General features: G+C 61.0%; 27 protein-coding genes and 1 pseudogene. 14 read left to right on the top strand and 14 right to left on the bottom strand.

What is annotated here, in order from left to right; genetic code table 11:
- The first annotated feature begins 146 nt into the window (after nucleotides 1-146).
- The 3 genes from G9X68_RS21865 (at nucleotide 147) to clpS (ending at nucleotide 1221) form a co-directional block, all read left to right on the top strand.
- The gene (locus G9X68_RS21865; protein WP_171604199.1) at nucleotides 147-425 is read left to right on the top strand and encodes an AbrB/MazE/SpoVT family DNA-binding domain-containing protein; all 279 of its coding nucleotides are present in this window, start codon (nucleotides 147-149) and stop codon (nucleotides 423-425) included.
- Nucleotides 415-813 (top strand): type II toxin-antitoxin system VapC family toxin, encoded by a 399-nt coding sequence (locus G9X68_RS21860; protein WP_171604198.1) that lies wholly within the window; start codon nucleotides 415-417, stop codon nucleotides 811-813. Before G9X68_RS21865 ends, G9X68_RS21860 begins: the two co-directional genes overlap by 11 nt.
- A 96-nt stretch (nucleotides 814-909) precedes the next feature.
- Nucleotides 910-1221, top strand: a complete 312-nt coding sequence (gene clpS / locus G9X68_RS21855) for an ATP-dependent Clp protease adapter ClpS (protein ID WP_171604197.1) — start codon at nucleotides 910-912, stop codon at nucleotides 1219-1221.
- A gap of 11 nt (nucleotides 1222-1232) precedes the next feature.
- On the opposite strand, the gene G9X68_RS21850 is transcribed toward clpS, so the two are convergent.
- The 5 genes from G9X68_RS21850 to G9X68_RS21830 form a co-directional block, all read right to left on the bottom strand.
- Nucleotides 1233-1694, bottom strand: a complete 462-nt coding sequence (locus G9X68_RS21850; RefSeq protein WP_171604196.1) for a GNAT family N-acetyltransferase — start codon at nucleotides 1692-1694, stop codon at nucleotides 1233-1235.
- Nucleotides 1691-2422 (bottom strand): aminoacyl-tRNA hydrolase, encoded by a 732-nt coding sequence (pth, locus tag G9X68_RS21845; protein WP_171604195.1) that lies wholly within the window; start codon nucleotides 2420-2422, stop codon nucleotides 1691-1693. Before pth ends, G9X68_RS21850 begins: the two co-directional genes overlap by 4 nt.
- Nucleotides 2423-2613: 191 nt before the next feature.
- Nucleotides 2614-3327 carry a substrate-binding periplasmic protein gene (locus G9X68_RS21840; protein ID WP_171604194.1) on the bottom strand — a complete coding sequence of 238 codons (714 nt, stop codon included), beginning with the start codon at nucleotides 3325-3327 and terminating at the stop codon, nucleotides 2614-2616.
- Between the two features lie 25 nt (nucleotides 3328-3352).
- Complete coding sequence (locus tag G9X68_RS21835) at nucleotides 3353-5704, bottom strand: EAL domain-containing protein (protein WP_171604193.1); 2352 nt, start codon at nucleotides 5702-5704, stop codon at nucleotides 3353-3355.
- Nucleotides 5705-5889: 185 nt separating this feature from the next.
- Nucleotides 5890-6498 carry a 50S ribosomal protein L25/general stress protein Ctc gene (locus tag G9X68_RS21830; RefSeq protein ID WP_171604192.1) on the bottom strand — a complete coding sequence of 203 codons (609 nt, stop codon included), beginning with the start codon at nucleotides 6496-6498 and terminating at the stop codon, nucleotides 5890-5892.
- 401 nt (nucleotides 6499-6899) lie between these two features.
- Between G9X68_RS21830 and G9X68_RS21825 the strand changes: the two genes are divergently transcribed.
- Complete coding sequence (locus G9X68_RS21825) at nucleotides 6900-8453, top strand: hypothetical protein (RefSeq protein ID WP_171604191.1); 1554 nt, start codon at nucleotides 6900-6902, stop codon at nucleotides 8451-8453.
- A 135-nt stretch (nucleotides 8454-8588) separates the two neighbouring features.
- Here G9X68_RS21825 and G9X68_RS21820 read toward each other — a convergent pair whose 3' ends face one another.
- The 6 genes from G9X68_RS21820 to lgt all read right to left on the bottom strand — a co-directional run bounded on the left by G9X68_RS21820 (nucleotide 8589) and on the right by lgt (nucleotide 14571).
- Entirely contained in the window at nucleotides 8589-9521 is a 933-nt protein-coding gene (locus G9X68_RS21820; protein WP_171604190.1) for a ribose-phosphate pyrophosphokinase, read from the bottom strand.
- Nucleotides 9522-9626: 105 nt separating this feature from the next.
- Complete coding sequence (locus G9X68_RS21815) at nucleotides 9627-10448, bottom strand: hypothetical protein (RefSeq protein ID WP_171604189.1); 822 nt, start codon at nucleotides 10446-10448, stop codon at nucleotides 9627-9629.
- A 91-nt stretch (nucleotides 10449-10539) separates the two neighbouring features.
- Nucleotides 10540-11691: a M24 family metallopeptidase gene (locus G9X68_RS21810; protein WP_171604188.1), complete on the bottom strand. Its 1152-nt coding sequence runs from the start codon at nucleotides 11689-11691 to the stop codon at nucleotides 10540-10542.
- Nucleotides 11692-11696: 5 nt separating this feature from the next.
- The gene (pgeF, locus tag G9X68_RS21805) at nucleotides 11697-12491 is read right to left on the bottom strand and encodes a peptidoglycan editing factor PgeF (protein ID WP_171604187.1); all 795 of its coding nucleotides are present in this window, start codon (nucleotides 12489-12491) and stop codon (nucleotides 11697-11699) included.
- Nucleotides 12492-12603: 112 nt separating this feature from the next.
- Nucleotides 12604-13704: a class I SAM-dependent methyltransferase gene (locus G9X68_RS21800; RefSeq protein ID WP_171604186.1), complete on the bottom strand. Its 1101-nt coding sequence runs from the start codon at nucleotides 13702-13704 to the stop codon at nucleotides 12604-12606.
- Between the two features lie 18 nt (nucleotides 13705-13722).
- On the bottom strand, nucleotides 13723-14571 hold the full coding sequence (lgt, locus tag G9X68_RS21795) for a prolipoprotein diacylglyceryl transferase (protein WP_171604185.1): 849 nt from the start codon (nucleotides 14569-14571) through the stop codon (nucleotides 13723-13725).
- Between the two features lie 201 nt (nucleotides 14572-14772).
- On the opposite strand from lgt, the gene G9X68_RS21790 reads away from it, so the two are divergent.
- From G9X68_RS21790 to G9X68_RS21775, 4 genes are all read left to right on the top strand, one after another.
- A complete protein-coding gene (locus G9X68_RS21790) occupies nucleotides 14773-15033 on the top strand; it encodes an accessory factor UbiK family protein (protein ID WP_003541711.1) in 261 nt (86 codons plus the stop codon).
- Between the two features lie 389 nt (nucleotides 15034-15422).
- Nucleotides 15423-15923, top strand: a complete 501-nt coding sequence (locus G9X68_RS21785) for a type III secretion system chaperone family protein (RefSeq protein ID WP_003541709.1) — start codon at nucleotides 15423-15425, stop codon at nucleotides 15921-15923.
- A gap of 1 nt (nucleotide 15924) precedes the next feature.
- The gene (gene proC / locus G9X68_RS21780; protein WP_171604184.1) at nucleotides 15925-16752 is read left to right on the top strand and encodes a pyrroline-5-carboxylate reductase; all 828 of its coding nucleotides are present in this window, start codon (nucleotides 15925-15927) and stop codon (nucleotides 16750-16752) included.
- A 10-nt stretch (nucleotides 16753-16762) separates the two neighbouring features.
- Nucleotides 16763-17104 (top strand): tRNA-binding protein, encoded by a 342-nt coding sequence (locus G9X68_RS21775; protein ID WP_171604183.1) that lies wholly within the window; start codon nucleotides 16763-16765, stop codon nucleotides 17102-17104.
- Nucleotides 17105-17210: 106 nt separating this feature from the next.
- On the opposite strand, the gene G9X68_RS21770 is transcribed toward G9X68_RS21775, so the two are convergent.
- Nucleotides 17211-17906, bottom strand: a complete 696-nt coding sequence (locus tag G9X68_RS21770) for an MBL fold metallo-hydrolase (protein WP_171604182.1) — start codon at nucleotides 17904-17906, stop codon at nucleotides 17211-17213.
- 287 nt (nucleotides 17907-18193) lie between these two features.
- Here G9X68_RS21770 and G9X68_RS21765 point away from each other — a divergent pair, with 287 nt between their 5' ends.
- Nucleotides 18194-18811, top strand: a complete 618-nt coding sequence (locus tag G9X68_RS21765; protein ID WP_171604181.1) for a DUF1236 domain-containing protein — start codon at nucleotides 18194-18196, stop codon at nucleotides 18809-18811.
- Nucleotides 18812-18994: 183 nt separating this feature from the next.
- Nucleotides 18995-19264 carry a hypothetical protein gene (locus G9X68_RS21760; RefSeq protein ID WP_171604180.1) on the top strand — a complete coding sequence of 90 codons (270 nt, stop codon included), beginning with the start codon at nucleotides 18995-18997 and terminating at the stop codon, nucleotides 19262-19264.
- 68 nt (nucleotides 19265-19332) lie between these two features.
- Here the strand turns inward: G9X68_RS21760 and G9X68_RS21755 are convergent.
- Nucleotides 19333-19671: pseudogene (locus tag G9X68_RS21755) on the bottom strand (aminotransferase class IV); the annotation flags it as partial.
- 353 nt (nucleotides 19672-20024) lie between these two features.
- On the opposite strand from G9X68_RS21755, the gene G9X68_RS21750 reads away from it, so the two are divergent.
- The 3 genes from G9X68_RS21750 to G9X68_RS21740 are packed head-to-tail and all read left to right on the top strand — an operon-like array spanning nucleotide 20025 to nucleotide 22619.
- Nucleotides 20025-20516: a MarR family winged helix-turn-helix transcriptional regulator gene (locus G9X68_RS21750; protein ID WP_171604179.1), complete on the top strand. Its 492-nt coding sequence runs from the start codon at nucleotides 20025-20027 to the stop codon at nucleotides 20514-20516.
- Entirely contained in the window at nucleotides 20517-21218 is a 702-nt protein-coding gene (locus G9X68_RS21745) for a response regulator (RefSeq protein WP_129419734.1), read from the top strand.
- A gap of 24 nt (nucleotides 21219-21242) precedes the next feature.
- On the top strand, nucleotides 21243-22619 hold the full coding sequence (locus G9X68_RS21740) for an ATP-binding protein (protein WP_168310658.1): 1377 nt from the start codon (nucleotides 21243-21245) through the stop codon (nucleotides 22617-22619).
- On the opposite strand, the gene G9X68_RS21735 is transcribed toward G9X68_RS21740, so the two are convergent.
- On the bottom strand, nucleotides 22616-23077 hold the full coding sequence (locus G9X68_RS21735; RefSeq protein ID WP_171604178.1) for a winged helix-turn-helix transcriptional regulator: 462 nt from the start codon (nucleotides 23075-23077) through the stop codon (nucleotides 22616-22618). The genes G9X68_RS21740 and G9X68_RS21735 overlap by 4 nt on opposite strands.
- Before the next feature lie 34 nt (nucleotides 23078-23111).
- Here G9X68_RS21735 and G9X68_RS21730 point away from each other — a divergent pair, with 34 nt between their 5' ends.
- Nucleotides 23112-23984, top strand: coding sequence for an oxidoreductase (locus G9X68_RS21730; protein WP_171604177.1), 873 nt, complete (start codon nucleotides 23112-23114; stop codon nucleotides 23982-23984).
- The last annotated feature ends 1 nt before the right edge of the window (nucleotide 23985 follow it).

Below are 23985 nucleotides of genomic sequence, written 5' to 3'. Positions count from 1 at the left end.
ATCCATATCTATTGGTAACTTTGCCCTGCCTATGCGGGAATGGCTGCCCGGGTCAAGGGTTCGCAACATGAATTGAAAAAGCAGCGACGTTTGGCTTGAAAGTAAGGCGATATAGCCTTACTTTCAGAGCAAAGGATATTTTGAACGTGGCAACTCTGACAGTGACGGCAAAAGGGCAAGTGACCCTGAAAAAGGAGGTGCTTCAGCACCTCGGGGTCAGGCCCGGCGACAAGATCGATGTTGATCTCCTGCCAGGCGGCAAACTCGAGGTCGTTGCGGTGGAGAGGCAGCCGGTCACCGGCTCGATTGAAAGCTTCTTCGGGAGTCTCGAGAACAAGGAGAATATCCATGCGACGCTCGAAGAGATCGACGAGGCCGTAAAAGCGGGATGGGCGGGCGAGGTCGGCATCGACCATGATCGTTGATACGAATGTGCTCGTGCGCGCGGCCGTGCACGACGATCCGAAGCAAACGGAACGCGCAAGGACATTCATGCGCGAGGCGGAACGCCTGTTCGTTTCCAATTTGACGTTTTGCGAATTCGTCTGGGTCGCCAGCCGGGTCTATCGCAAGAGCGCCTCCGAAATATCAGCGACCATCCGGTTGCTGATATCGGACAGGAAGGTCGTTTATGACAGGGTTGCCGTCGAAGCCGGATTATCCTTTCTCGACGCCGATGGGGACTTCGCTGATGGAGTTATCGTCTTCGAAGGGCGCAGGCTCGGCGGTGAAATATTCGCGACCTTTGACAGGAAAGCTGCCGCGATCCTTGAAAAAGCCGGGCGAGATTGCTTGCTGCTGTCCGCCGAGTGATATCGACGTCATTGAACTGCCGTGCTTACGGTGCAATATATTGTCGGCGGATGTTTTCTCCGCCTTTTCCATGTCATCAACGGGTGGATATTTCCGATGAGTGACAATGACGTTGCCCTGAAACCGAAGACAAGAGTGAAGCCGAAGCTTGATAAGCCGAAGCTCTACAAGGTCATTCTCGTCAATGACGATTTTACGCCGCGTGAATTCGTCATCATGGTCCTGAAGGCTGTCTTCCGCATGAGCGAGGAGACCGGCTACCGGGTGATGATGACGGCACATAAGCTCGGTTCCTGCGTGGTCGTGGTCTGCGCCAGGGACATCGCCGAGACCAAGGCCAAGGAGGGCATCGATCTCGCCAAGGGCATGGGCTATCCGCTGATGTTCACCACGGAGCCGGAGGAATAGGCATTTTGGGCTCAGGGCCGGCGGATCTGATAGCCGGTCTTGTCCTGCACGAAGCCGCAATTCTCGTAGAAGCGCAGCGTCGCCGGATTCTTCGAGCCGGTGAGCAGCATCACCTTGTAGCAGCCGGCTTTCCGGGCCTGCGTCACCGCATGGCCGACGACGGCGCCGGCATAACCGCGCTGCCGGTGATCGGCATGGGTGACGACGTTTTCAATCAGCGCATAGGAGGCGCCGTTGCGTGTGAGGTTCGGCACGACGATCAGGGTGGCGGTTGCAGCGGCGAGATCACCGGCAAAGCCGATGAAGACGGTCATGCCCGGCTGGGCGAGAATGGCGGTGAAGCGCTCTTCGGCCGCGGCCTTATCGAGAACCGGGTCTGTCGGGTTCAAATGCTGATAGAGGATGGTCAGACCCGGGAGGTCGCCGGCGGCGACGGCGCGGATGGCGAATTGCTGATCCTGCATCGCTCTCATTCGCCCTTGTTGCCGAACATCTTCTTCAACATGTCGGCCATCGGGCCGGTGGCCGGCAACTTCGGCTGATTGTGGTTGCGGGCCTGATGGATATGCGACTGGCCGGCCGGCTTCTTCTCGGCGTCCCTCTTCTCCTTCGCTGGCTTCTCCTCCGCGGCCTTTCCGCCGACCGCCAGCGCGATCTTGTTCATCAGCTGCGAATCTTCGTTTCGCACCAGCATGTCGGCATTGTCGGCGAGCGTGTCGAGAAGCGGCTCCAGCCAGGCCTTGTCGGCCTTGGCGAAATCGCCGAGCACATGGTTCTGCACCATTTCCTTGATGCCGGGATGGCCGATACCGAGGCGCAGCCGCCGGTATTCCCTGCCGCAATGCGCATCGAGCGACTTGATGCCGTTGTGGCCGTTGTGGCCGCCGCCGGTCTTCAGCCGCGCCTTGCCCTCAGGAAGGTCGAGCTCGTCGTAGATGGCCACGAGATCGGCCGGTTGGAGCTTGTAGAAACGCATCGCTTCGCCGACGGACTCGCCGGAAAGGTTCATGAAGGTCTGCGGCTTCATCAGCAGCACTTTCTCGCCGCCGACCTCGCCCTCGGCGATTTCGGCCCTGAACTTCTTCGACCAGGGCGAAAAGCTGTGGCGCCGATGGATGGCGTCGACGGCCATGAAGCCGATATTGTGGCGGTTGCCGACGTATTTGCCGCCGGGATTGCCGAGACCCGCGATGATCAGCATGGCCTGTTTTTCCTCGCTAAAGCATGTCGCGCAAAAGTGTGCAGCGGTTTTGCGACAACGACATGCGTAAAAATAAAGACCTAAAGCGCGAGGAGCGAATCTGAAAGATCGCGACGCGCTTTAGAACTTCCCGCCGTTCACCACCGCGAAATGAAAGCAAAGTCAAGCGGAAAGGGCGGTTGTCTTCGGAGTCATTCCGACAGGTTCATGCCGTATTTCAGGAAGATCTGCTTCTGGTCGCCATCGGCGATCAGCTTGTCGAGAGCAGCCTGCATCCTGGCGAGCAGATCGTCCGGAAAGTTCTTCTCGCAAGCGATGCCCATTGGCTGGGCGGAGAGCACGGTCACCAATTCCACCGGCTGGTCGGCCTTCAGCTTTTCGAAATAGAGTTCGGAGATCGGCATCATGTCGATGCGCCCGCCAAGCAGCTTGCGCAGCGTCGCATTGAAGTCGCTGGCGACATCGAGCTTGGTGAAACCCTTCTCCTTCAGGATCGTCTCGGTATAGTCCTCGCGCTGCGTGCCGACCGTATATTTCTTCGCCTCGTCCAGATTGCCGGCGGTGACGCCCGAGCCCTTGCGGGTGATCAGGATGTTGCGGTCGATGAGCAGCGGCTCGACCCATTTGAACAAGGGGTCGCGTGCGCCGTTGTGGGCGGTCGCAAAGACACAAGTCATCGGCGCCGTGCGGGCAAGGCCGAAAGCGCGCGCCCAGGGCATGATCTCGATCGTGTAATCGACGCCGACGGCGGCCATCACCTTTTCGACCTGCTCGACGGTCGCGCCCTTGATCTCCTTGCCTTCGCGATAGTTGAAGGGGGCATAGTCCTCGGTGGTGAACGTCACCGTTTGTGCATGGGCGGTGCAGGGCAGCGCCAGGCATGCGAGAAGCAGGAGCTTTTTCATCCGTATCATCTCCTTGGTTCTTCGTTCACGAGGCGCGTGCGACGGCCGATTGCGAGGCCGTCAGTTCCTCGATCAACGTGGCTGCGTGCTGCGGACGATGGAAGAGATAGCCCTGTCCATAGTCAAGCCCCATCTGATGGAGCGTGCGGCATTCCTCTTCGGTCTCGATGCCCTCGGCAATGACCGTGCAATTCATCTTGTGGGACAGTGTGGTGATGCCTTCGATCAGCATGCGGCTCTTCTGACGCACGTCGTCGTCGCCGTCGTTGATCGCGCGGGTGAAGGACTGGTCGATCTTGATGATGTCGACGGGGAAGCGGTTGAGGTAGCTCAGCGACGAATAGCCCGTGCCGAAATCGTCAAGCGCGATGCGGCAGCCGAAACGACGAAGCTCCGTGACGATCATGCGAATCTGAGGATTGTCGTGCATCAGCACGGCTTCGGTGATCTCGACGACGATGCGCTCGGGGCGGATGCCGTGGCGACCGACGATAGCGGCAAGACGGGCCGGCAGCGCCGGCTCGAACTGCAGCGGCGAGAAGTTGATGGCGAGATAGGTATCCTGCATGCCTGATATGTGGGAAATTTTCGCGAGGTTGGCGATCGCCTTTTCCATGATGACGTTGCCGACTCGGACGATCTTTGCCGTCTCCTCGGCGACGCTGATGATCTCGGCCGGCGAAATCAAGCCCTTCTGCGGATGGTTGAGGCGCATCAGTGCCTCGAAACCGGCAATCCCGCGGCCGTTCAGGTTGACGATCGGCTGCAGGAAGGCTTCGAACCAGTTGTCGACAAGGCCGGCTTCGATATTGGCCTCGATTTCGGCGCGGCTGCGGGCGCGGTCGAGCATGGCATTGTCGAAGAGCTGTGCGCCGTTCTTGCCGTCGCGCTTCTTGGCATACATCGCCATGTCGGATTTTTGCAGCAGTTCGGCCGCGGTTTCGGCATGATGCGGATAGATGGCGATGCCGACGGAAGCGCTCAGATGCATGTCGGGGGCGAATGGCGTTTCGAAGATCGAGGCGATCTGCTCACACATCACCTTGGCGCGATTTTCGGCGTCCTTTGCCGGCAGCAGGATGGCAAATTCGTCCCCACCGAGACGGGCCGCCTCGTCGGAGGGGGCAAGATGGGTCTTTAGGCGCTCGACGAGCTCGATCAGCGCCGTGTCACCGGCGGCATGGCCCATATTGTCGTTGATCCACTTGAAGCGGTCGAGATCGACGAAGAGGCAGGCGAGTTCTTGGCCGGCGGCGTCGGCGGCGGCGATCTTGTTGTCGAGGACGGCTTCGAAGCCCTGGCGATTGAGAAGCCCGGTCAGGTGATCGGTGATTGCCTGGCGGTGGTTGCGGTCCTCGGAGGCCTTGAGTTCGGTGACATCGGTCATGACCGATAGCGAGAGGCGGTCTTGAGCGCCGGCTCCCGCCTCCGATTCCATGATGAGGACGTCCATGGTGCGGCCATCCAAGCAAACGAACTTGACGGTGACGGTCATGCCGCTTTCGGCCTGGCGGCGCTTGACGAATTTGTCGCGGGTCTTGGGGGTGACGAGATCGGCGAAGTTGCGGCCGATGACGGCGGCGCGATGATAACCTGTGGCAAGCAGCCAATAATCGCTGACGGCGGTGATGCGGTCTTCCTCGTCGAGCGAGAAGAGCATGGCGGGGGTTAGATTGTAGATGTCGGTGGCGCGGCGGTGGGCGAGCTTCAGCTCCTTTTCCTCGCTTTCGAGCTTGGTCTGCATCTCGTTGAAGCTATGGGCAAGCCGTCCCATCTCGTCGTTCGACTGCCAGTCGACATGATGGCGGGAGCCCAGCTGGCGGGTGGCCTCGATTGCCGCCGTCAGCCGCATCAGCGGCTGGATGACGAAGAAGCGGTTGCCGATCAGCGCCGTGCCGAAAACGGTCAGCACCGCGAAGATGAAGATCGAGATGAAGACGACCTCTTCCTGCTTCAGGCCAGAAAACAGGCCGAGCGCGGGATAATAGACGCTGATGCTGCCGAGGTTCTTCGGACCGTCGACAGTGTTGTAAATGATGGCGCGCGACACCTGCACGAGATCGCCGTCGAAGGAGCGCGGAATGGTGGACTGGCTGACGTCGAGCTGGCCTGACTGGTCACGCACTTCGACCTTGACGATGGCACCCTGGGAAACGACCGTCGCGCTGATCTGGGTAACGCTGTCCTCATCGAGGTCCCACAGCGGTTTGGCCAGCGCCTGGGCATTGGCGACAAGAAGAACGGAGATATGGTCGCGTATTTCCTTGTCGGCCCGTTCCGAGGAAAGAAAGAGGAAGAGAACAAAGAGGGGAGCGACAAAAACAAGCAGCGCTCCGCAAACTATCGCAAAAAATCTGTTCTCAACGGAATTGTTCATGGTTCCGTCTACTCCCCAGGCCGGCCATATTTCCTGTCGCGCGTCAAGGCGGGCTTCTTCGCAGCTGACGAAGCATGCTTCCACGAATTTGTTAAATGTTGCTGAAACGGGGCAGTTGCCGGGCAATGAAAAGCCCGCTTTCCAGGGGAAAGCGGGCCATATGCTTTACAAATTGGTCGAAGCGATCAGGCTTCGGCTTCGCCTTCCTCGGCGCTCTCGTCGATGCCGGCAGCCGGAGCGATAATCGTCGCGATCGTGAAGTCGCGGTCGATGACCGGGGTGACGCCCTTCGGCAGGGTGACTTCCGCGATATGGATGCTGTCACCGATCTTCTTGCCGCTGAGGTCAATGTTAAAGAACTCAGGGATCGCATCGGCCGGGCAATGAACTTCGACTTCATGGCGAACGATGTTCAGAACGCCGCCGACCTTGAGGCCCGGGGACTTCTCTTCGTTGATGAAGTGAACAGGGATTTCGACGGTCACCTGGGTGTTGCCGGAGACGCGCAGGAAATCGACATGCATCGTGAAGTCACGGACCGGATCGAGCTGGTAGTCCTTCGGCAGAACCTTGTGCTTCTTGCCGTCGACGTCGATCGTCGCCACGGTGGTCATGAAACCACCGGCGTGAATGCGCTTCGTCACCTCATTGGTGTTGAGAGCGATGGCAATGGGGGCCTGCTTGTCACCATAGATGACAGCGGGAATCAAACCGTTGCGGCGAAGTTCACGGGCGGACCCCTTACCAACCCGTTCGCGCGCCTCGGCCTTGAGCTCGTAAGTTTCCTGGCTCATGGCTATTCCTTTCGAGGTTATTTGGAGAGTTCGGCGGCGGGCAAAAGCCTTGTTCGACGAACCGGAGGCGGGTATGACCCGACCTCATCCGCGTTGCCTCCAAGGGTGTCTACACGGACCGGTGGCCTATATTATAAGTCGATCGGAAACGCAAGTTGCGGATTCGGGCCGTTTTCCGGTGATATATACGCTTCGACAAGCCGAGACCGCATTCGAGCATCGTCGATCGTCAACGGTGAGCCGAATGCCGCATACGAGGGGCGGTGTTCTCGCCCGTCCGAAATGCGTGGCCGTATGAACGGCAAAATTGCCATTCTCCTCCCCAGCTGAGGTTGACATCGACGCGCTTCGCATCTTTGGATGGCCCGCATTCAAAAAAGCGGCTGAGGAGAAATCGGACTATGCGTCTCAAACTTGTCACGGCAACGAGCTTGCTGGCACTTTGCCTTGTCACCACGGCCCAGGGTGTCGAGATCAATCAGGATGGCGCCAATGCGGTCAAGGAGACGCTGACGAAGCTGCTTCCCGAGGATATGGCGAAGAGCGGTATGATCACCGTCAATCCGGCGGGGGCGCGATACGAGATCATTTACGATCTGGCGAAGCTGCTTGCCAAAGCCGATCCGGCGACATTCGTGATCAACGGGCTGACGCCATTCTCGATGTTCGCCACGCCGCTCGACAGCGGGCTCTGGAACATCGAGGGTGACAATAACCTCAACGTTTCCGGTCATTTCAAAGGCCCTGACCAGAAGCCGACGGATTTTTCTTATTCCATTGCCTCGCTTGTCTACACCGGCGTCTTCGACCCGGCGATCAGCTATCTGCGCTCCGGCACCTTCACCGGCAAGGATATCAAGGTCACCAGCAAGTCCGAGACCGAGGAAGTCCATGCCAGCATCGCCTCGATCGACCAAAAGCTGAGTTCGACGGACAGCGCGGGCGGCAACGGGCGTATCGATTTTGCGGGCAGCGGCTCGATGTCCACTTTCGTCGAGCAGGTTTCCGGCCTGCAAATGCCGCCCGTTGAAATCCGTGCCGATTCGATCGATTTCGATGCCAAGGTGAACGGCCTGCCGGCCAAACAAATCCGCGAGATCGTCCTTTTCGTTCTCGACCATCTCGAGGAGAAGGAACTGAGCCCCGAAAACAGCGACAAGATAAAGGGAATGCTCAAGCAAGCCTTCCCGATTCTTGCCTCGTTCAGCGAGACGATCGGGGTCAATAATCTGACCATCAGCAGCCAGATGGGCAATGGCGGCGTCAAGGCATTCGGTTACAACGTGGCTGTCGACGGGCCGAGCGACGCCATGCGTTTCGGCTTCGGCATCAATGCGCAAGATATCAGCCTCGACAGCCCGCTGATGCCGGCAAGCTATTCTACTTTCGTGCCGACCAGCTTCGCGCTGCAACTGGCCATGCCGAATCTGGATTTCGCCACATTCGGCGACGCCTTCATGGCGGTGGATTTCAGCAGCGCCGAAGCGCCGGAGACGAGCGGCGAGGAGATGGCTAAGAAGCTCTTCCGCGACGGCCGGCTCGCCGTCGAGTTTCCGAAGATCAGCGCCAAATCCGATGTCTACGACCTCGATATGACCGGCAAGATCGAGGGGCGGGTCGACACCGAAAAGGACTATTCGATGGAGGCGACGATCCTTGCCCGTGATCTCGACAAGACGATTGCCGCGGTTCAGGAGCTTGCCAAGACGGATCCCGATCTCAACCAGGTCTCCTTCGGCATCATGATGGTAAAGGGTTTCGCCAAGACCGATGCAGATGGCCGCTCGCGCTGGGACATCAGCGTCAGCCGCGATGGTTCCGTGGCGGTCAATGGCCAGCAGATCAAGGGGCCGGATGGTCCGGATCAGGATCAAGATCAGGGACTGGAGCCAGACCAGGAGCAGGAACCGGATCAGGGGGAGGACGCGGTACCTGCGCCGCCGCAGCAGCCTTGAGCATTATCAATTGGGATTAGAGATGAAAGGAAGCCGGCCTTGTGCCGGCTTTTTTGCGCCTTGGAGAGCATGCCCGGTAATAGCTTGCTCCATCTGATGCAGAATTTGAAAGAGCCGGTCGAATGCCGGCTCCTTTTAATCGAAGAGGCTGGAGACGGACTCTTCCTGGGCCGTTCGGCTGATGGCTTCGCCGATCAGCGGCGCCGTCGTCACAATGCGGATATTGTGTGCCGAGAGCACGGCCGTGGTCGGCTGGATCGAATCCGTGATGACGAGTTCGCGCAGCTTCGAGGAAGTGACGCGAGTGACCGCGCCGCCTGAGAGGACGCCGTGGGTGATGTAAGCGGTGACGCTGGATGCGCCCTGGGCCAGCATCGCGTCGGCAGCGTTGCAGAGGGTGCCGCCGGAATCGACGATGTCGTCGATCAGAAGGCAGTCCTTGCCGGCAATGTCGCCGATGATGTTCATCACTTCGGATTCACCCGGCCGATCGCGACGCTTGTCGACGATGGCCAGAAGACAGTCCAGCCGCTTGGCAAGCGCGCGGGCGCGAACCACACCGCCGACGTCAGGCGAGACGACCACGACGTTGCTGAGGTCGTAGTGGCTCTTGATGTCGCGCGTCAGCACGGGCAGGGCGAAGAGATTGTCTGTGGGTATATCGAAGAAGCCCTGGATCTGACCTGCGTGGAGATCGAGCGTCATGACGCGGTCGGCGCCGGCTTCGGTAATGAGGTTTGCGACCAGCTTAGCGGAGATCGGCGTGCGGCCGGAGGCACGGCGGTCCTGACGGGCATAACCGAAATAGGGAAGGACGGCCGTGATGCGGCGGGCTGAGGACCGACGCATCGCGTCGATCATGATCAGCAGTTCCATCAGGTGGTCGTTGGCAGGAAAAGCGGTCGGCTGTACGAGGAAAACGTCCTCACCGCGCACATTTTCCTGGATTTCCACGAAGATTTCCTGATCGGCAAACCTTCGGACACTGGCTCTCCCCAAGGGAACATTGAGATAGTTGCAGATCGCTTCGGCGAGTTGCCGGTTCGAATTGCCTGCGAAAACCTTCATTTTGGTCCGCCTGTTATGCGCTGATAGCCGCGCTTATTAGTCAGCTTCCCCGTGAATGCAAGGGCAAAGGCGCCACAGACTTTCATATTTGCAAAAAGTTTGTGACTAACCGCCCTGAGTCTGCCGCCAAGAGGTGAATTCGGCGATGGTTTTCGAGCCGATCTGCTGCATCACCGAGGCTGGAACGCCCGCCCAGGGGTCGGCTGCGGCCGCCGGCACGCTTTCCTGCCCCTGGATGCGATGCAGGCGTGCGCCGCTATTGTCGAGAATGTCCCAGACATAGACCACGGTGACCTTGCCGTCATCGCTGAAGGCGGAGAGATAGCCTTTGAGGATGTAATCGCTGCTCGCATCGGTCGAGCTCTTGATGGAGAGGCCTTGCGCCCGCGCCTCGGAGCCGAGCTGGCGCGAGAGCGGTGTCACGGCCTGCACCGGCGCGCCGATGATCGGCAGGAAGCGCACGGTATTGCCGCGGGCGGAGGAGGAACTGGGGGGGAGGGCGGCGGTCCGCTGCGGCTGTTGCGCCTCGGCCGGCGGAGCCGGCTGTGCGGCAAGCTCACCACCGGCCGCCGGCGGGGGCAGCGATTGTCCGTCGATCGGGGCAGAGGCGGCCGGTGAGGAGCCGCTTCTCGACAGGGCGTCTGCCTGTTCCTGCATCGTCGTTGGCGCCGCGCCGGTGCCGGGTCGATAGGCCCGCTGCGACTGATCATAGGCTGGATGATAGCCGCCCTGCTGCGAGCTTCCCGAAAAACGCGGCTGGCGGGTGCCCGCCAAACGCTCGGCTTCGCTCTGCGTCACCGGGCTTGACGGGGCGCCCCCGGCGGAATTGCCGATGTCGACCTGCGGCGTCAGCGCATCGGTCGTGTTGCAGGCTGTCAGTAGAGCCATGACGAACAGGAGCGTGGGCACAATCGCAGCTCGCGTCATCCCTTGGTCTGTCCTTCCCGCAATCGCAATCAGCCCCACCCAAATGTATGCGGGTGGGGACGGTCGTCTGTCAATTCCGGATTCTCACCGGTCAGAGCCCGATGAAATCGAGCGCATGGCGGGATAGCGCGCGCGGCGCATCCGCAGTCGTCAGATAGGTCTGGCCGAGCGTCATCGCCGTGCCCGTATCGGAATCGGCGATGATCATGTGCACGAAGAGCGACATGTTCGGCTCGATCGGCTGCGGATTGCCGACATGGAACATCTGATGCTCCATCCAGGACGGCGAGAAGCGGGCGCCGAGCGAATAACCGCAGGCATTCAGCCGGTGGCGGGCCAGTCCGCGCTCGTCGATGATCCTGGCATGCATGTCGAAGACATCGCCGAAGGTCTGGCCGGGCTTGAGCACGGTCTCGATCGCCTCGATGGTTTCGCGGCAGGCGTTGTAAAGCTCGCGGTGGCGATGCGTCGGCTCGCCGATGACGATCGTGCGCATCATGGCGGCATGGTAATGCGCATAGGCGCCGGCCCATTCGAGCGTCAGCTGGTCGTTGGCGTCGAGCTTGCGGCGGCCGGCCTTGTAACGGCAAAGCAGGGCGTCGGCACCGGAGCCGATGATGAACTCGTTGGCCGGGTAGTCGCCGCCGCCGGAAAAGATCGCGCCCTGCATGGCGGCGAGGATATCGGCCTCGTCGGCGCCGGGTTTTGTCAGCCGGATCGCGGCATCGAGCGCATCATCGGCGAGAACGGCGGCGCGCTCGACATAGGCGACCTCGGTCGGACTTTTGATCAGGCGAAGGCGGCTGACGAGATAGGAAGCGTCGACGATCTGGCCGAAGGTGGTCAGCTGCGCGTCGAGCAGGCGGGCGACACGGCCGGTCATGCCGTGCGTATCATATTCGACACCGATGCGGGCGCCGAGAAGGTCCATCTCGACCAGCAGATTCTTCAGGTCGAGCGTCGGGTCGGCATTGACCCGGTCGACCCAGATATGGATGTCCTCGAGGATCGAGGTATGCCTGGCCTGGCGAAGATCGGCCGAGCGGGTGATCAGCGCCATGGTGCCGTCGCTCTTGACGATCAGCGTCTGGAAGAAGCAGTAGCCGAAGGTGTCGTAGCCGGTCAGCCAGTACATGCTTTCTTGGGCGAAGAGCAGCAAGGCGTCGAGCTTTTCTTCCTTCATCTTCTCGGTGAGGCGCGCAAGCCGGCTTGCGAATTCGGCCTTTTCGAAATGCAGTGCCATTCTGCTCAAGTCTCCCTGATTGATATCGCGGAAATCTGGCGGCCGTAATCCGGCTCCTTGCGATGTGTCGTCCTGCGGTAGGAAAAGAAGCGCTCATTGTCCGGATAGGTGCAGAGGCCGAGGCTTTCGGCACGCACGCCGGCTTTCGTCAACCGGTCGACCGTCAGCGCCGGCAGGTCGAACATGGCGTGGCCGGGCGTTGCGGAAGGCACGAAAAAGCGCTCGTCCTCCGGGTTTTCGGCGACGAAACGCTCGACGAACTCAGGGCCGACCTCATAGCTCGCCTGGCTGATCGAGGGGCCGAGGCAAGCGACGATGCGAGCGCGGTCCGCACCCAGTGCCTCCATGGCGGCAATGGTGTTTTCGAGCACGCCTGTCAGCGCGCCCTTCCAGCCGGCGTGGGCAGCGCCGATGACGCGATTGTCGGGGTCGGCAAACAGGATGGGTCCGCAATCGGCGGCGAGCACACCAAGCGCAATGCCGGGGGTGCGCGTTACCATCGCATCCGCGTCGGGGCGCCCGCCGTCGTAATCGGCGCCGATCGTCACGACATCGGGGGAGTGGACCTGATGCACGGTTGCCAGCCGCTCGACCGGCAAGCCGAACCAGGCGGCGACGCGACGGCGGTTTTCCAGGACCTTGTCGCGTTCGTCGCTGGAGCCGAGACCGACATTGAGGCCACGATACAGCCCTTCGGAAACGCCGCCGGCCCGAGTGAAATAACCGTGCCGGATCGTGGTGCCCGCCGCTTCGTTCAGCAGCGCGCTTTCGATCGGTGCGGGAGAGGCCGCGTCCTGCATCTGTGATTCCGGGGTTTTTTAAGGTGTTTGTTATTATCCCAAGCGCATCGCATATGCGGCGCGCTTCAAGTTCTTGTCTCAGGCGGATGTTGAACCAGCCGCGTGCGCCCTGTCAATCCACCGGACGAAAGGGCATGAGATCGAGGGCGGGATAGGAGACCGCCATCACCTTGAAGAGTTCGCCCATCCGGCCTTCACCGGCGCCGGCGAGCCTTTCGACCGCCGCCTGGATGACCTGCTGGGTTTGCGGCTCGCGATCGCGGCCAAGGGCGGTTGCGCGCTCGAGGATGCCGAGGCCGGTCAGGAAGTCACCCTGATGCAGGGCGCCGTTCAGATGGAGTCCGGCCGCAAGCGCCGTTTCGGCGAGCTGCTGGAAGTCGACATGGCTTGTCAGATCGGCTTCGCCGGGATGGGCGAGCGGCGGGTCGAATTCATGCATGCGCACGGCCTGCAGCGTATCGCCGAAACCGGTGACGAGATGGCCGTAGTCGATCGCAAGCGCCGTGCCGCCGAAGGCGCGCAGGCGCTCGCAGATCGCCATCATCACCGCCTGGCGGGCAGGCGAGATCTCAAAGAGGGTGCCGACCGGCACGTTCTGCACCGGTTCGGGCAGCAAGGTGGGATCGAGACCGGCGACGCCGGCGGCGAAAGTCAGCTCGCCATCGGCGTCGATGCCGACCATGCGCTCACGAAACCCCGTCGGCATGCGGACGAACTGGCGGATCGGGATGGCATCGAAAAGTTCGTTGGCGGCAATCAGCGTGAAGCCTGATGGTACTTCGTCGAAGCCACCGTGCCAGCTGATCTTGTCGCCGTGGGGTTCGAGCGTCTGGCTCTGGACGTCGCGCAGCCGCTCGCTGGTTTCGACGAGATGCACGGTCATGGCGTCGAAAAGCGGTGGAGCGATGCGGGAGATGACGCGCAGCATGTCGGCCATCATGGTGCCGCGGCCGGGGCCGATCTCAACAAGGCGGACGCCCGTCGGTGTGCCGTGGCGCTGCCACGCATGGACGATGAAGACGCCGATCATCTCGCCGAAAATCTGGCTGACCTCGGGCGCGGTGACGAAATCACCGGAACGGCCGAAGGGCTCGCGGGTGCGATAATAGCCGTGTTCGGGGTCTGCGAGGCAGAGCGAGAAATAATCGGTGACGCTGATCGGGCCGTTGGCCTGGATGATCGCCTTGATCTTTTCGCCGAGAGCGGTGGTCATTTCGCGTGTCCTGCCGTTTCAGAGCTGCAGCGCAGCCTGGCGGCGGGCCCGCAGCATCGCCCAGAGGCCAAGCAAGATCATCGGGGAGGAGAGCACCATGCCCATGGTCAGCCAGTTCGTGCCGAGGAGGTAACCGAGCTGGGCATCAGGCTCGCGGAAGAATTCGACGAAGATGCGCGACAGCGCATAACCGCAGACGAAGACGCCTGTAATGAAGCCGGGGCTTTTCAGCGCGCGCAAGCCATAGACGAAGGCGGCCAGCACCAGGAGCAGAACGATGCCTTCAAGGCCGGCTTCGTAAAGCTGGCTCGGATGGCGGGCGAAGGGGCCACCGGTCGGGAAGACCACGGCCCAGGGCACGTCGGTCAACCGGCCCCACAGTTCGCCATTGATGAAATTGGCGATGCGGCCGAAGAACAGGCCGAAGGGAACGACGGCGGCGACGATGTCGAACAGGCTCCAGACCGGGATGGCGTTGCGGCGGGCAAAGAGGATCATGGCGATCGTCGTGCCGGTCAGACCGCCGTGGAAGGACATGCCGCCGTTCCAGATCTCTAGCGCACGGACGGGACTGCGCAGGACGGCGGGGAGATCATAGAAGAAAATATAGCCGAGACGACCCCCGAGGACGACGCCAAGGGCTGCCCAGACGATGAAATCGTCGAGCTGCGTCTTTGATATCGGCGAGACGTTGCCGGGCCAGAGACTGTTATTGGCGGCGATGCGGCGCGCATAGGCCCAGCCGAGCAGGATGCCGGCGACGTAAGCGAGACCGTACCAGTGAATCGCCAGCGGACCGATCGAAAAGGCGATCGGATCGATATCCGGGAAAGGCATGATGGCAAGGAGATCGGCTGCTGTCGGCAAGGTTTTCCACCCGTTGAGTTGCGCGGAACATGCCGCTGCGATCCCGGACGGTCAAGTCCATTGTTCGTGATGGCCCGTTCCCGGGCGGTTCCGGCAAGCTTATCCCGTGTAAAGCGCTTGCATCGTCGATGGCGAAGCCCTACCTCAATCCTCGAGGCCCTGAAGGGCTGAATTCACCTCATGCCAAGGGAGAAAAACGCCATGACGACCGGAACGAACCGCATCATGGACGAATTCGCCAAGCTGATGACCGATGCGGCCGGTGCCGCCCAGGGCGTCCGCAAGGAGATCGAAACCGCCTTCAACGCCCAGGCCGAGCGTTGGCTGAACAGCATGGACATCGTCAAGCGCGAGGAGTTCGAGGCCGTGCGCGAGATGGCGATCAAGGCACGCGACGAGAACGAGGCGCTTGCCGCCCGCATCGCAGCGCTCGAGGCGAAGCTTGCCGGCGAGGGCGCTTAAGTCCCGATAAGACACAGATGCGGCGTTGCCTTCATGCCACACGCCGCATCTTCCGTAAAAAAACCAGGTGAGTTTTCCACCTGTGGACACTGCCAAAAAAGCCAATTCGCAGAGTCGCTTATTCTCCCTTCTGAATTGAATTTCGAAGAGCCTTTCCACAGTGGTCGGTCCTATTTTCCGTTCGGGGGGCTGGCAGGGGGCAAGGGGCGCTATACACTGATTTTAAATGATGATTCGAAGCGACTTGGTAAGCTCCGGGCAGGTTATCTGCGTTAAGTCTGGCAGCGGTTCAACGATCATCCGAGTGGTGGTTCCGGTATTTTGCGTGTGTCTTTCTTGTGTTCGTACACCAAGTTAGGTCGCATTCGTTCCGGTCAAGAAGGTGCTGCATGAACCTGATGGAATTGGAAGTCGAGCGTCAGTCGAACCCGGTCGATATGATCGAGTACGTTGCCTCCAACAACGACTGGTCGTTCGAACGGTCCGGCGAGGACGAGATCGCGATGACGGTCGAGGGCCGCTGGACGGACTACCACGTCTCCTTCTCCTGGATGGAGGAATTCGAGGCGCTGCATCTTGGCTGCGCCTTCGATATCAAAGTCCCCGACATCAGGGTCAACGAGGTGGTCAAGCTGCTCTCGGCGATCAACGGGCAGGTGCTGATGGGTCATTTCGACCTCTGGCGCCAGGAAGATGTCGTTATTTTCCGCCAATCGCTGCTGCTTGCGGGTGGCGCGGAGCCTACCAATCGCCAGGTGGAGGTGCTGCTTTCCAGCGCGCTCGACACCTGCGAAGCCTATTTCCAGGCATTCCAGTTCGTCGTCTGGTCCGGCATGGAGGCAACGAAGGCGATGGAAGCCGTGCTGTTTGAAACGGTCGGCGAGGCATAAGATGCCGACGCCCCCTTTTTCCTCGACACATCCCGTCGTTCTGATCGGTGCCGGAAACATGGGCGGGGCGATGCTCTCCGGCTGGCTGAAAAGCGGCGTTCCGGGCTCGGCCGTTATCGTTGTCGATCCCGGCCCGTCGCCGGCCATGCTTTCGACGATCAGCGAGGCTGGCGCGACCCATCTGACCGCGCTTCCTGCGGATTTGAAGGCAAGCGTGCTGTTCCTCGCGGTCAAGCCGCAGGTGATGGAGATGGTGCTGCCGGCGGTGAAGAGCGCCGTCGGGCCGGATACGGTCGTCGTCTCGGTCGCAGCGGGCAAGACGCTCGGTTTCCTCGAGAAACATCTTGGCAAGGCCGCCATGGTGCGGGCCATGCCTAACACGCCAGCCATGGTCGGGCGCGGTGTCACCGGCGCTTTTGCGAATTCACGGGTCGGCGATCCGCAGCGCGAACGCGTCCATTCGCTTCTCAGCGTCTCGGGGCCGGTCGAATGGGTGCCGGCGGAAGCCGATATCGATGCCGTGACGGCGCTTTCGGGCAGCGGTCCGGCTTATGTATTCTATCTCGTCGAATGTATGGCGGAGGCAGGCCGTAAACTCGGCCTGCAGGCGGACCTCGCCATGCGTCTTGCGCGGGAAACAGTCGCGGGGGCTGGTGAACTCATGCACCAGTCCCCCGACGACGCTTCGCGGCTGCGCGAGAATGTGACCTCTCCCGGCGGTACCACGGCGGCGGCGCTCGCCGTGCTGATGGCCGAAGACGGCATGCAGCCCTTGTTCGACGCAGCCCTTGCGGCGGCGCGCAAGCGGGCCGAGGAACTGGCTGGCTGACGGAGACCATATGGCCGAAGAGATCGCCTACGCCGATTTCGAGCGTGTCGATATCCGCGTCGGCACGATCATCGAAGCCAGTCCCTTTCCGGAGGCGCGCAAGCCAGCGTTCAAACTCCTGATCGATTTCGGTCCTGACATCGGCATTAAAAAATCCTCAGCGCAGATCACCGTGCATTATACGCCGGAAAGCCTGATCGGCCGGCAGGTGCTCGGCGTCGTCAATTTCCCGCCGCGCCAGATCGGGCCGTTCCGCTCGGAAGTGCTGACGCTGGGTTTCGAGGACGAGAACGGTGCGATCGTGCTTGCTGTGGTCGAACAGCCGGTGCCAAACGGCCGAAAGATGATGTGAGCGCGAGCTCACACTTAAAACGTGTCGCGTCGACTCGGATTCAGGCGACCGTTTCAAGTTTTATGCATGTCGCCCAAAAAACGCTGCGCACTTTGGGCGACGTGCATTAGTTGTTCGGGGCTTCGCCTGAGGTGGTCGCATCGGATCCTCCACGAGGCCTGATCTCCTGCAGGAATGGATTGCTTCGCCGCTCGTCGCCGATGCGGCTGCCGGGGCCGTGGCCGCAGATGAAGCCGACGTCGTCGCCGAGCGGCAAGACCTTGTCGCGGATCGAATCAAGAAGCTGCTGATGATTGCCGCCGGGCAGATCGGTGCGGCCGATCGAGCCGTTAAAAAGCACATCGCCGAGATGAGCGAAATTCTGCGCACGGTTGAAATAGATGACGTGGCCGGGGGCATGGCCAGGCGTGTGATAGACTTCGAATTCATGGGCGCCGAAAGAGATCTTGTCGCCGTCCTTCAGCCAGCGGTCGGGCACGACGTCGCGCAATCCTGATATGCCGTATTTTTCAGCCTGGGTTTCGATCCGCTTCAGCAGCGGCAGGTCGTCCTGATGCGGGCCGACCACGTCGATGCCGAGCGCTTCCTTCAATTCACTGGCGCCGCCCGCATGGTCGAGATGGCCGTGTGTCAGCCAGATTTCCTTGATGGTCAGGCCGTTCTGGGCAATCGCCTGCAGGATGAGCGGCACGTCGCCGCCGGGATCGACGACGACGCCTTCCTTGGTATCGGGATCGAAGAAGATGGTGCAGTTCTGCTGGAAGGGTGTCACCGGAATGATGCCGGCCTGGAGCATGCCCATAAGTGCCTCGCTTGGTGTCTCTGCTACTTCGGGTATAGTCCGAAACCGCGGCAAGGACAGCCGGAATCTTCCGCCATGGCGGCCTGTCTCACGGCAAAAAGACGGACTGCAACAAGAGTTTATGCCTCTCTTCGCCATTGCCGTAGAGTGGAAAAATCGAATTTTGCTCAATTCTTCAAGGGACTTGGACGAAATCTCCCGCAAGCGGTGTTTGGCTGGGCGGAGTGCCGGGGAACATCGTGGAACCCCGTGCGTTGTCAGCCCATCGAAACCAAGGAGACGCTCACATGACCTTGAAGAGAAACATTCTGTTGGCTGGAGCCGTGCTCCTGGCAAGCGGTGGTCTTGCGCAGGCGGAGATGATGGCGACGACGGTCAATGATCTCAACGTTCGCGCCGGCCCGGGGCCGCAATATCCGACGGTCGGTCTTGCTACCCGCGGTTCGACCGCGGTGCTTGATGGCTGCATCGAAGGCAGCCGCTGGTGCCGCGTCGACGTCAACGGCATGCGCGGCTGGGTCTATGCCGATTATCTGCAGGTCGATCATGGCGGCAGCTCTGTCATCGTCGAACAGCACCGCGCCGAGATCGGCGTTCCCAGCGTGACTTACGAGTCGACCGCGAGTGTCGTTCCGGCCGATCCGCAGCCGGCGCCGGGCGACGAGTTGCTCGGCCCCGTCGGAGCGGTCGAGACCATCACCCCGCCGGAGACGGTCCGCACTTATATCGAAACCAATCCGGGCCAGACGGTGCAGCTCGGCGGTGACGTCGTCGTCGGCGCGGAAGTGCCTGACAATGTCACCTTCCAGACGATTCCCGACTACGAGTACCGCTATACCAGGATCAACGATCGACCGGTGCTGGTCGATCCCGGTACGCGCCGGATCGTCTACGTCTATCAATGACGTGATCGACAGAAACTGAGGCGAGGCGGACATCGGACCGCCTCGTTCCGGGGCGCTTCTCCCTGCCTTAATCCCGCATCGGTTGATTTTTCTTAACGCTTTCCTCCAAAATATGATAAAATACTAATATGCCGAAGGTTCGGCATGGGTCGGCGATCGGGGAGATCGCCAGAGGAGGAAATCATGGAAGCCCTACTTCCGCTCATCACACAATTGATTGCCGGTGCAATCGGCGGCAACGCCGCGAGCGCCGCTTTGAAGCAGCAGGCGATCAACGTCGTCGCTCGTACGATCGCCGGTGCGATCGGCGGCGTTGCCGGCGGTATGCTGCTCAGCATGGTCGGTGGGGAAGCGGCTATGGCCGGCCTGATCGCCGACGGCATCGGCGGCCTGATCGGCGGCGGCATTCTCTCGACGCTCGCCGGGCTGGTCATGGCACGGGCGCATAGATAGAGGCCCGACGGATCGATTGCGTGAGGGCCTTATTCGGCGGCGATCGCCGCCGGATAGACTTCCTTCATCTAGTCGTTCATCGGCCTTTCGCAGATCATCGACGGCGTGAAGCGATATGGGCCTATTTCGGAAGCCGGAGTCACTTCCGCAGCCGAGCCGGCGAGGAACACTCGCTGAAGCCGGGAAGCTCTTCCGGCAGGATTGCGCGTTTCATCACCTCGATTCCGCGATGTTTGGCGAGTTCGATGACGATCTGGCTGCCGATGCCGTCATGAAGCAATCCGGGGTCGGCGTGTGAATAACGCCGTCCTGATGAAGAAGATGTTGGCGCCGGTCGCTTCGGCGACCTGACCGCGATAATCTAGCATCATCGCATCGGCGTAGCCCTTGGCTTCGGGGGCGTGCTGTTGGTCAGCACGGAATCTTGGCGTCTTTCCAGGCGACGAACTCGCCGTTGAACCTTATTTCGCCGCCCAACCGGTCGAAAGGAACCGAAGCCATCCCCAAGCTCCTCCGGGGCTTCACGCGCCATGCCTGTTGATTGTTGTCCCCATTACGTTTTATCCACAGACACAAAGGGAAATCGCGTATTGCGTCGGAGTGCCGGACGGCCTTGGTTTCCGGGGAAATGCCAGGGAAACGAGAAACCGTGCGGGGCTTCCGCAGTGTTCGCGGAAAGCTAAGCGAAGCAAATTTATGTCAATAAAGCTGATCTTCGCGAAAGTTTCCGACAGTGCGCGGAAAAAGAAGGGAATGCCGAGTGTCACGACAGACCGGCCCGAAAGCAGGCAAGCCAGAGCCGCTGGCCACGCCGATGGAAGATACTGAGATCATCGATTTCGAGATCATCGAGCTGTTCTTCTTCGCCTATCGCGACTTCGTTTCCGATCCTGACGCTATCCTCGAAAAGAGTGGCTTCGGCCGGGCGCATCATCGCGTCGTGCATTTCGTCAACCGCAACCCCGGCATGACGGTAGCCGATCTTCTCGAAACGCTGAAGATCACCAAGCAGAGCCTTGCAAGGGTGCTGAAACAGCTGATCGATTCAGGCTATATTCGCCAGGTGGCAGGTCCTGAGGACCGGCGGCAGCGCAAGCTCTATCCGACGAAATCGGGACGAGAGCTGGCGCTTGCCCTTGCCGAGCCGCAATCGCGCCGCATTGAGCGGGCATTCGAAGGGGCTTCTGCGGAGGTGCGGGAGGGCGTAAAAGCTTTCCTCAGCGGCATGCGGGACAGACAGAAGGCGGATTGAATGGCGGTCAAGACAGATATTTCCGACGATGCGGCGCACTTGCTGGTGGTCGATGACGACTCCCGCATCCGCGCGCTGCTCAATCGTTATCTCGCCGAGAACGGTTTCCGCGTCACCGTCGCCGCCGACGGCGCCGAGGCGCAGCGCAAGCTTGCGGGTCTCGACTTCGACCTGATCATCATGGATGTGATGATGCCCGGCGAATCCGGCATCGACGTCACCCGCGGGCTTCGCGCCATCAAGAACGTCCCGATCATCATGCTGACGGCGCTGGCAGAATCGGGCAACCGCATCGAAGGCCTCGAGGCAGGCGCCGACGACTATCTTTCCAAGCCCTTCGACCCGCGCGAACTGGTGCTGCGTATCAACAACATCCTGCGCCGCAACGCCGGCGGCGAGGGACCGAAGATCGAACAGGTGATGTTCGGCCCCTACACCTTCTCGCTGACCCGCAAGGAGCTGAAGAAAGCCAGCGAGGTGATCCGGCTCACCGACCGCGAGCAGGAGATCATGCTGCTCTTTGCGCGGCGCGCCGGCGATACGATCCCCCGCCATGAACTGATCGGCAACGATACGGAAGTCGGCGAGCGGACGATCGACGTGCAGATCAACCGGCTGAGGCGTAAGATCGAGGACGATCCCGCCAATCCCGTCTGGCTGCAGACCGTGCGCGGCATCGGATACAGGCTGAGCATCGACTAAACACAAGGTTCGGGACTGGCGCTGATGGTGACGATCGACAGTTTGCGGCGGGAAGACCGCACTTCTGCGCCGGGCTGGCGCTCGATCGTCCGCTGGCTGCGCCGGCGGCTGCCGACCGGACTTTACGCACGTTCGCTGCTGATCATCATCATTCCGATGGTGCTCTTGCAATCCGTCGTCGCCGCCGTCTTCATGGAGCGCCACTGGCAAATGGTGACAGAGCGGCTGTCGCTTGCGGTCACCCGTGACATCGCCGCGATCATCGAGATCATCGAGACCTATCCGCAGAATTCGGATTATAGCGAGATCATCCGCATCGCCCGCGACCAGCTCAGCCTGCAGATCTCGATCGAGCCGGACGGCGATCTGCCGCCACCGCGCGTCAAGCCGTTCTTCTCGATCCTCGACGGCATCCTCAGCGACGAGATCACCGACGAGATCCATCGGCCTTTCTGGATCGACACGGTCGGCAACTCGAACCTCGTCGAGATCCGCATCAAACTCGACAACAAGATCCTGCGGGTGCTGACCAAGCGCAGCCAGACCTATGCCTCGAACACCCATATCTTCATCGTCTGGATGGTCGGCACTTCGCTGGTGCTGATCGGCATCTCGATTCTCTTCCTGCGCGGGCAGATCCGGCCAATCCTGACCTTGGCGCGCGCGGCCGAAAGCTTCGGCAAGGGGCAGAAGCCCGATAATTTCTATCCGCGCGGCGCCGACGAGGTCAGGCGCGCCGGTCTTGCCTTCATCCTGATGCGCGAGCGAATCGAACGACAGATCGAGCAGCGCACCGCGATGCTCTCCGGCGTCAGCCATGATCTGCGCACCATCCTCACCCGCTTCAAGCTGCAACTGGCGCTGGCCGGCGACAATCCCGACCTGCATGGGCTGAACGATGACGTCAACGATATGCAGACCATGCTGGAGGCCTACATGGCCTTTGCACGTGGCGAGGTCGAAGAGGATGTCGGCGAGCTGAAACTCAGTGAGATCTTCGCAAAGCTGGAATCCGATTTCGCCCTGCACGGTAAAAAATTCAGCTATTCCATCGAAGGCGATGACGATATCTCCGTCAGGCCGAACGCCTTCATGCGTCTCGTCACCAACCTTGCCTCGAACGCGCGCCGATATGCCGATAGGCTCGACATCGAGGCCAAGCACAATGCCAAATGGCTGACCGTCATCTTCGACGATGACGGGCCTGGCATTCCCGAAAAGAACCGTGAGGACGTGTTCAAGCCGTTCTTCCGGCTGGATACGGCGCGTAACCTCGATGCATCAGGCACGGGGCTCGGCCTGGCGATCGCCCGCGACATTGCCCGCAGCCACGGCGGCAACGTCACGCTCGGCGACAGCCCGCTCGGCGGGCTGAGGGCAACGATCCGCATTCCGGCTTAAGCGTTGACGGCAGCTGTCAGCTTGACGGCTTTGCGCGCATCGAAATCGTCCAGGTGTTCGACGATCCAACGCCATAGCGCGGCGACCTGCATGAGGAGATCGCGTCCGAGCGGCGTCAATTCGTATTCGACGCGCGGCGGCACTTCGGGATAGAGCGTGCGGATGACGAGGCCATCCCTTTCGAGGGTGCGCAGCGTCTGCGTCAGCACTTTCTGGCTGATGCCATCGACCCTCTCCATAAGGCGCGAGAAGCGCAGGGGAGCGCCGGCATCGGAGAGCACATGCAGGATGCGCAGCGGCCATTTCGCTGCCGCCCGCTCGATCAGTTCACGGGCCCGCCCATCCTGTTCGTCCGTCATGCTGCTGCAGAAATCGAACATGTCGCTGCCCACGTCAGTTACCTCAAGGTGTGTATAGATCGTCTGGGTACCTTCTTTCGATCGGATACAATAGATCATACATGAGCCTGGAACCAAAGAAGGAGGGTTTCCGATGTCGAAGGTATGGTTGATAACAGGGAGTTCGCGCGGTCTCGGCCGGGCACTGGCGGAGGCGGTTTTGGCCTCCGGCGACAATCTGGTGGCGACAGCGCGCGATCCCGGCCAGCTTGCCGATCTTTCCGAGTGGTATGGTGATCAGGTCCTGACCCTGACGCTTGACGTGACCGACGAGGCGGCGGCAGCGGCGGCAGTCGAGGCGGGTGTGAAGCGGTTCGGGCGCATCGACGTGCTTGTCAACAATGCCGGCTACGGCAATGTCGGCTCGATCGAGGATACCAGCCTTCCCGATTTCCGGGCCCAGATCGAGACCAACCTCTTCGGCACGATCATCATGACCAAGGCAGTCATCGCCCTGATGCGCGGGCAGGGAGCAGGGCACATCATCCAGTTCTCATCCGTCGGCGGCCGGATCGGACCTGCCGGGCGTGGCGCCTATTCGGCGGCGAAATTCGGTGTCGAGGGTTTTTCCGAGGTGCTGGCGAAGGAGGTTGCGCCATTCGGGATCAAGGTGACGGTGATCGAGCCCGGCGGCTTCAGGACCGATTTCGCCGGCGCCTCGACGGTGCTTGCCGAGGGACGTGCGGACTATGCGGAAACGGTCGGCGCCACGGTGCGCTTCCAGCGTGAATATGACGGCCGTCAGCCTGGTGATCCGGCGAAAGCGGCTGCGGTCATCATCCACATTGCCGGCCTCGACGCACCACCATTCCGGCTGCTACTCGGCAGCGATGCTGTGCGCAATGTCGAGAAGGCGGATGCCGCGCGCATCGCGGCCGATCGGGAATGGCGCGCCGTCAGCGTCTCGACCGATTTTGAGCCGGACGCCGAGGTGCAGGCGATGCCCTGGGAGAAGAAGTTCGGTTGAG

It is taken from the genome of Rhizobium changzhiense (assembly GCF_013087625.1).
Classification (GTDB): Bacteria; Pseudomonadota; Alphaproteobacteria; order Rhizobiales; family Rhizobiaceae; genus Rhizobium; species Rhizobium sophorae.
This window is presented reverse-complemented; position numbering and strand designations above follow the sequence as displayed.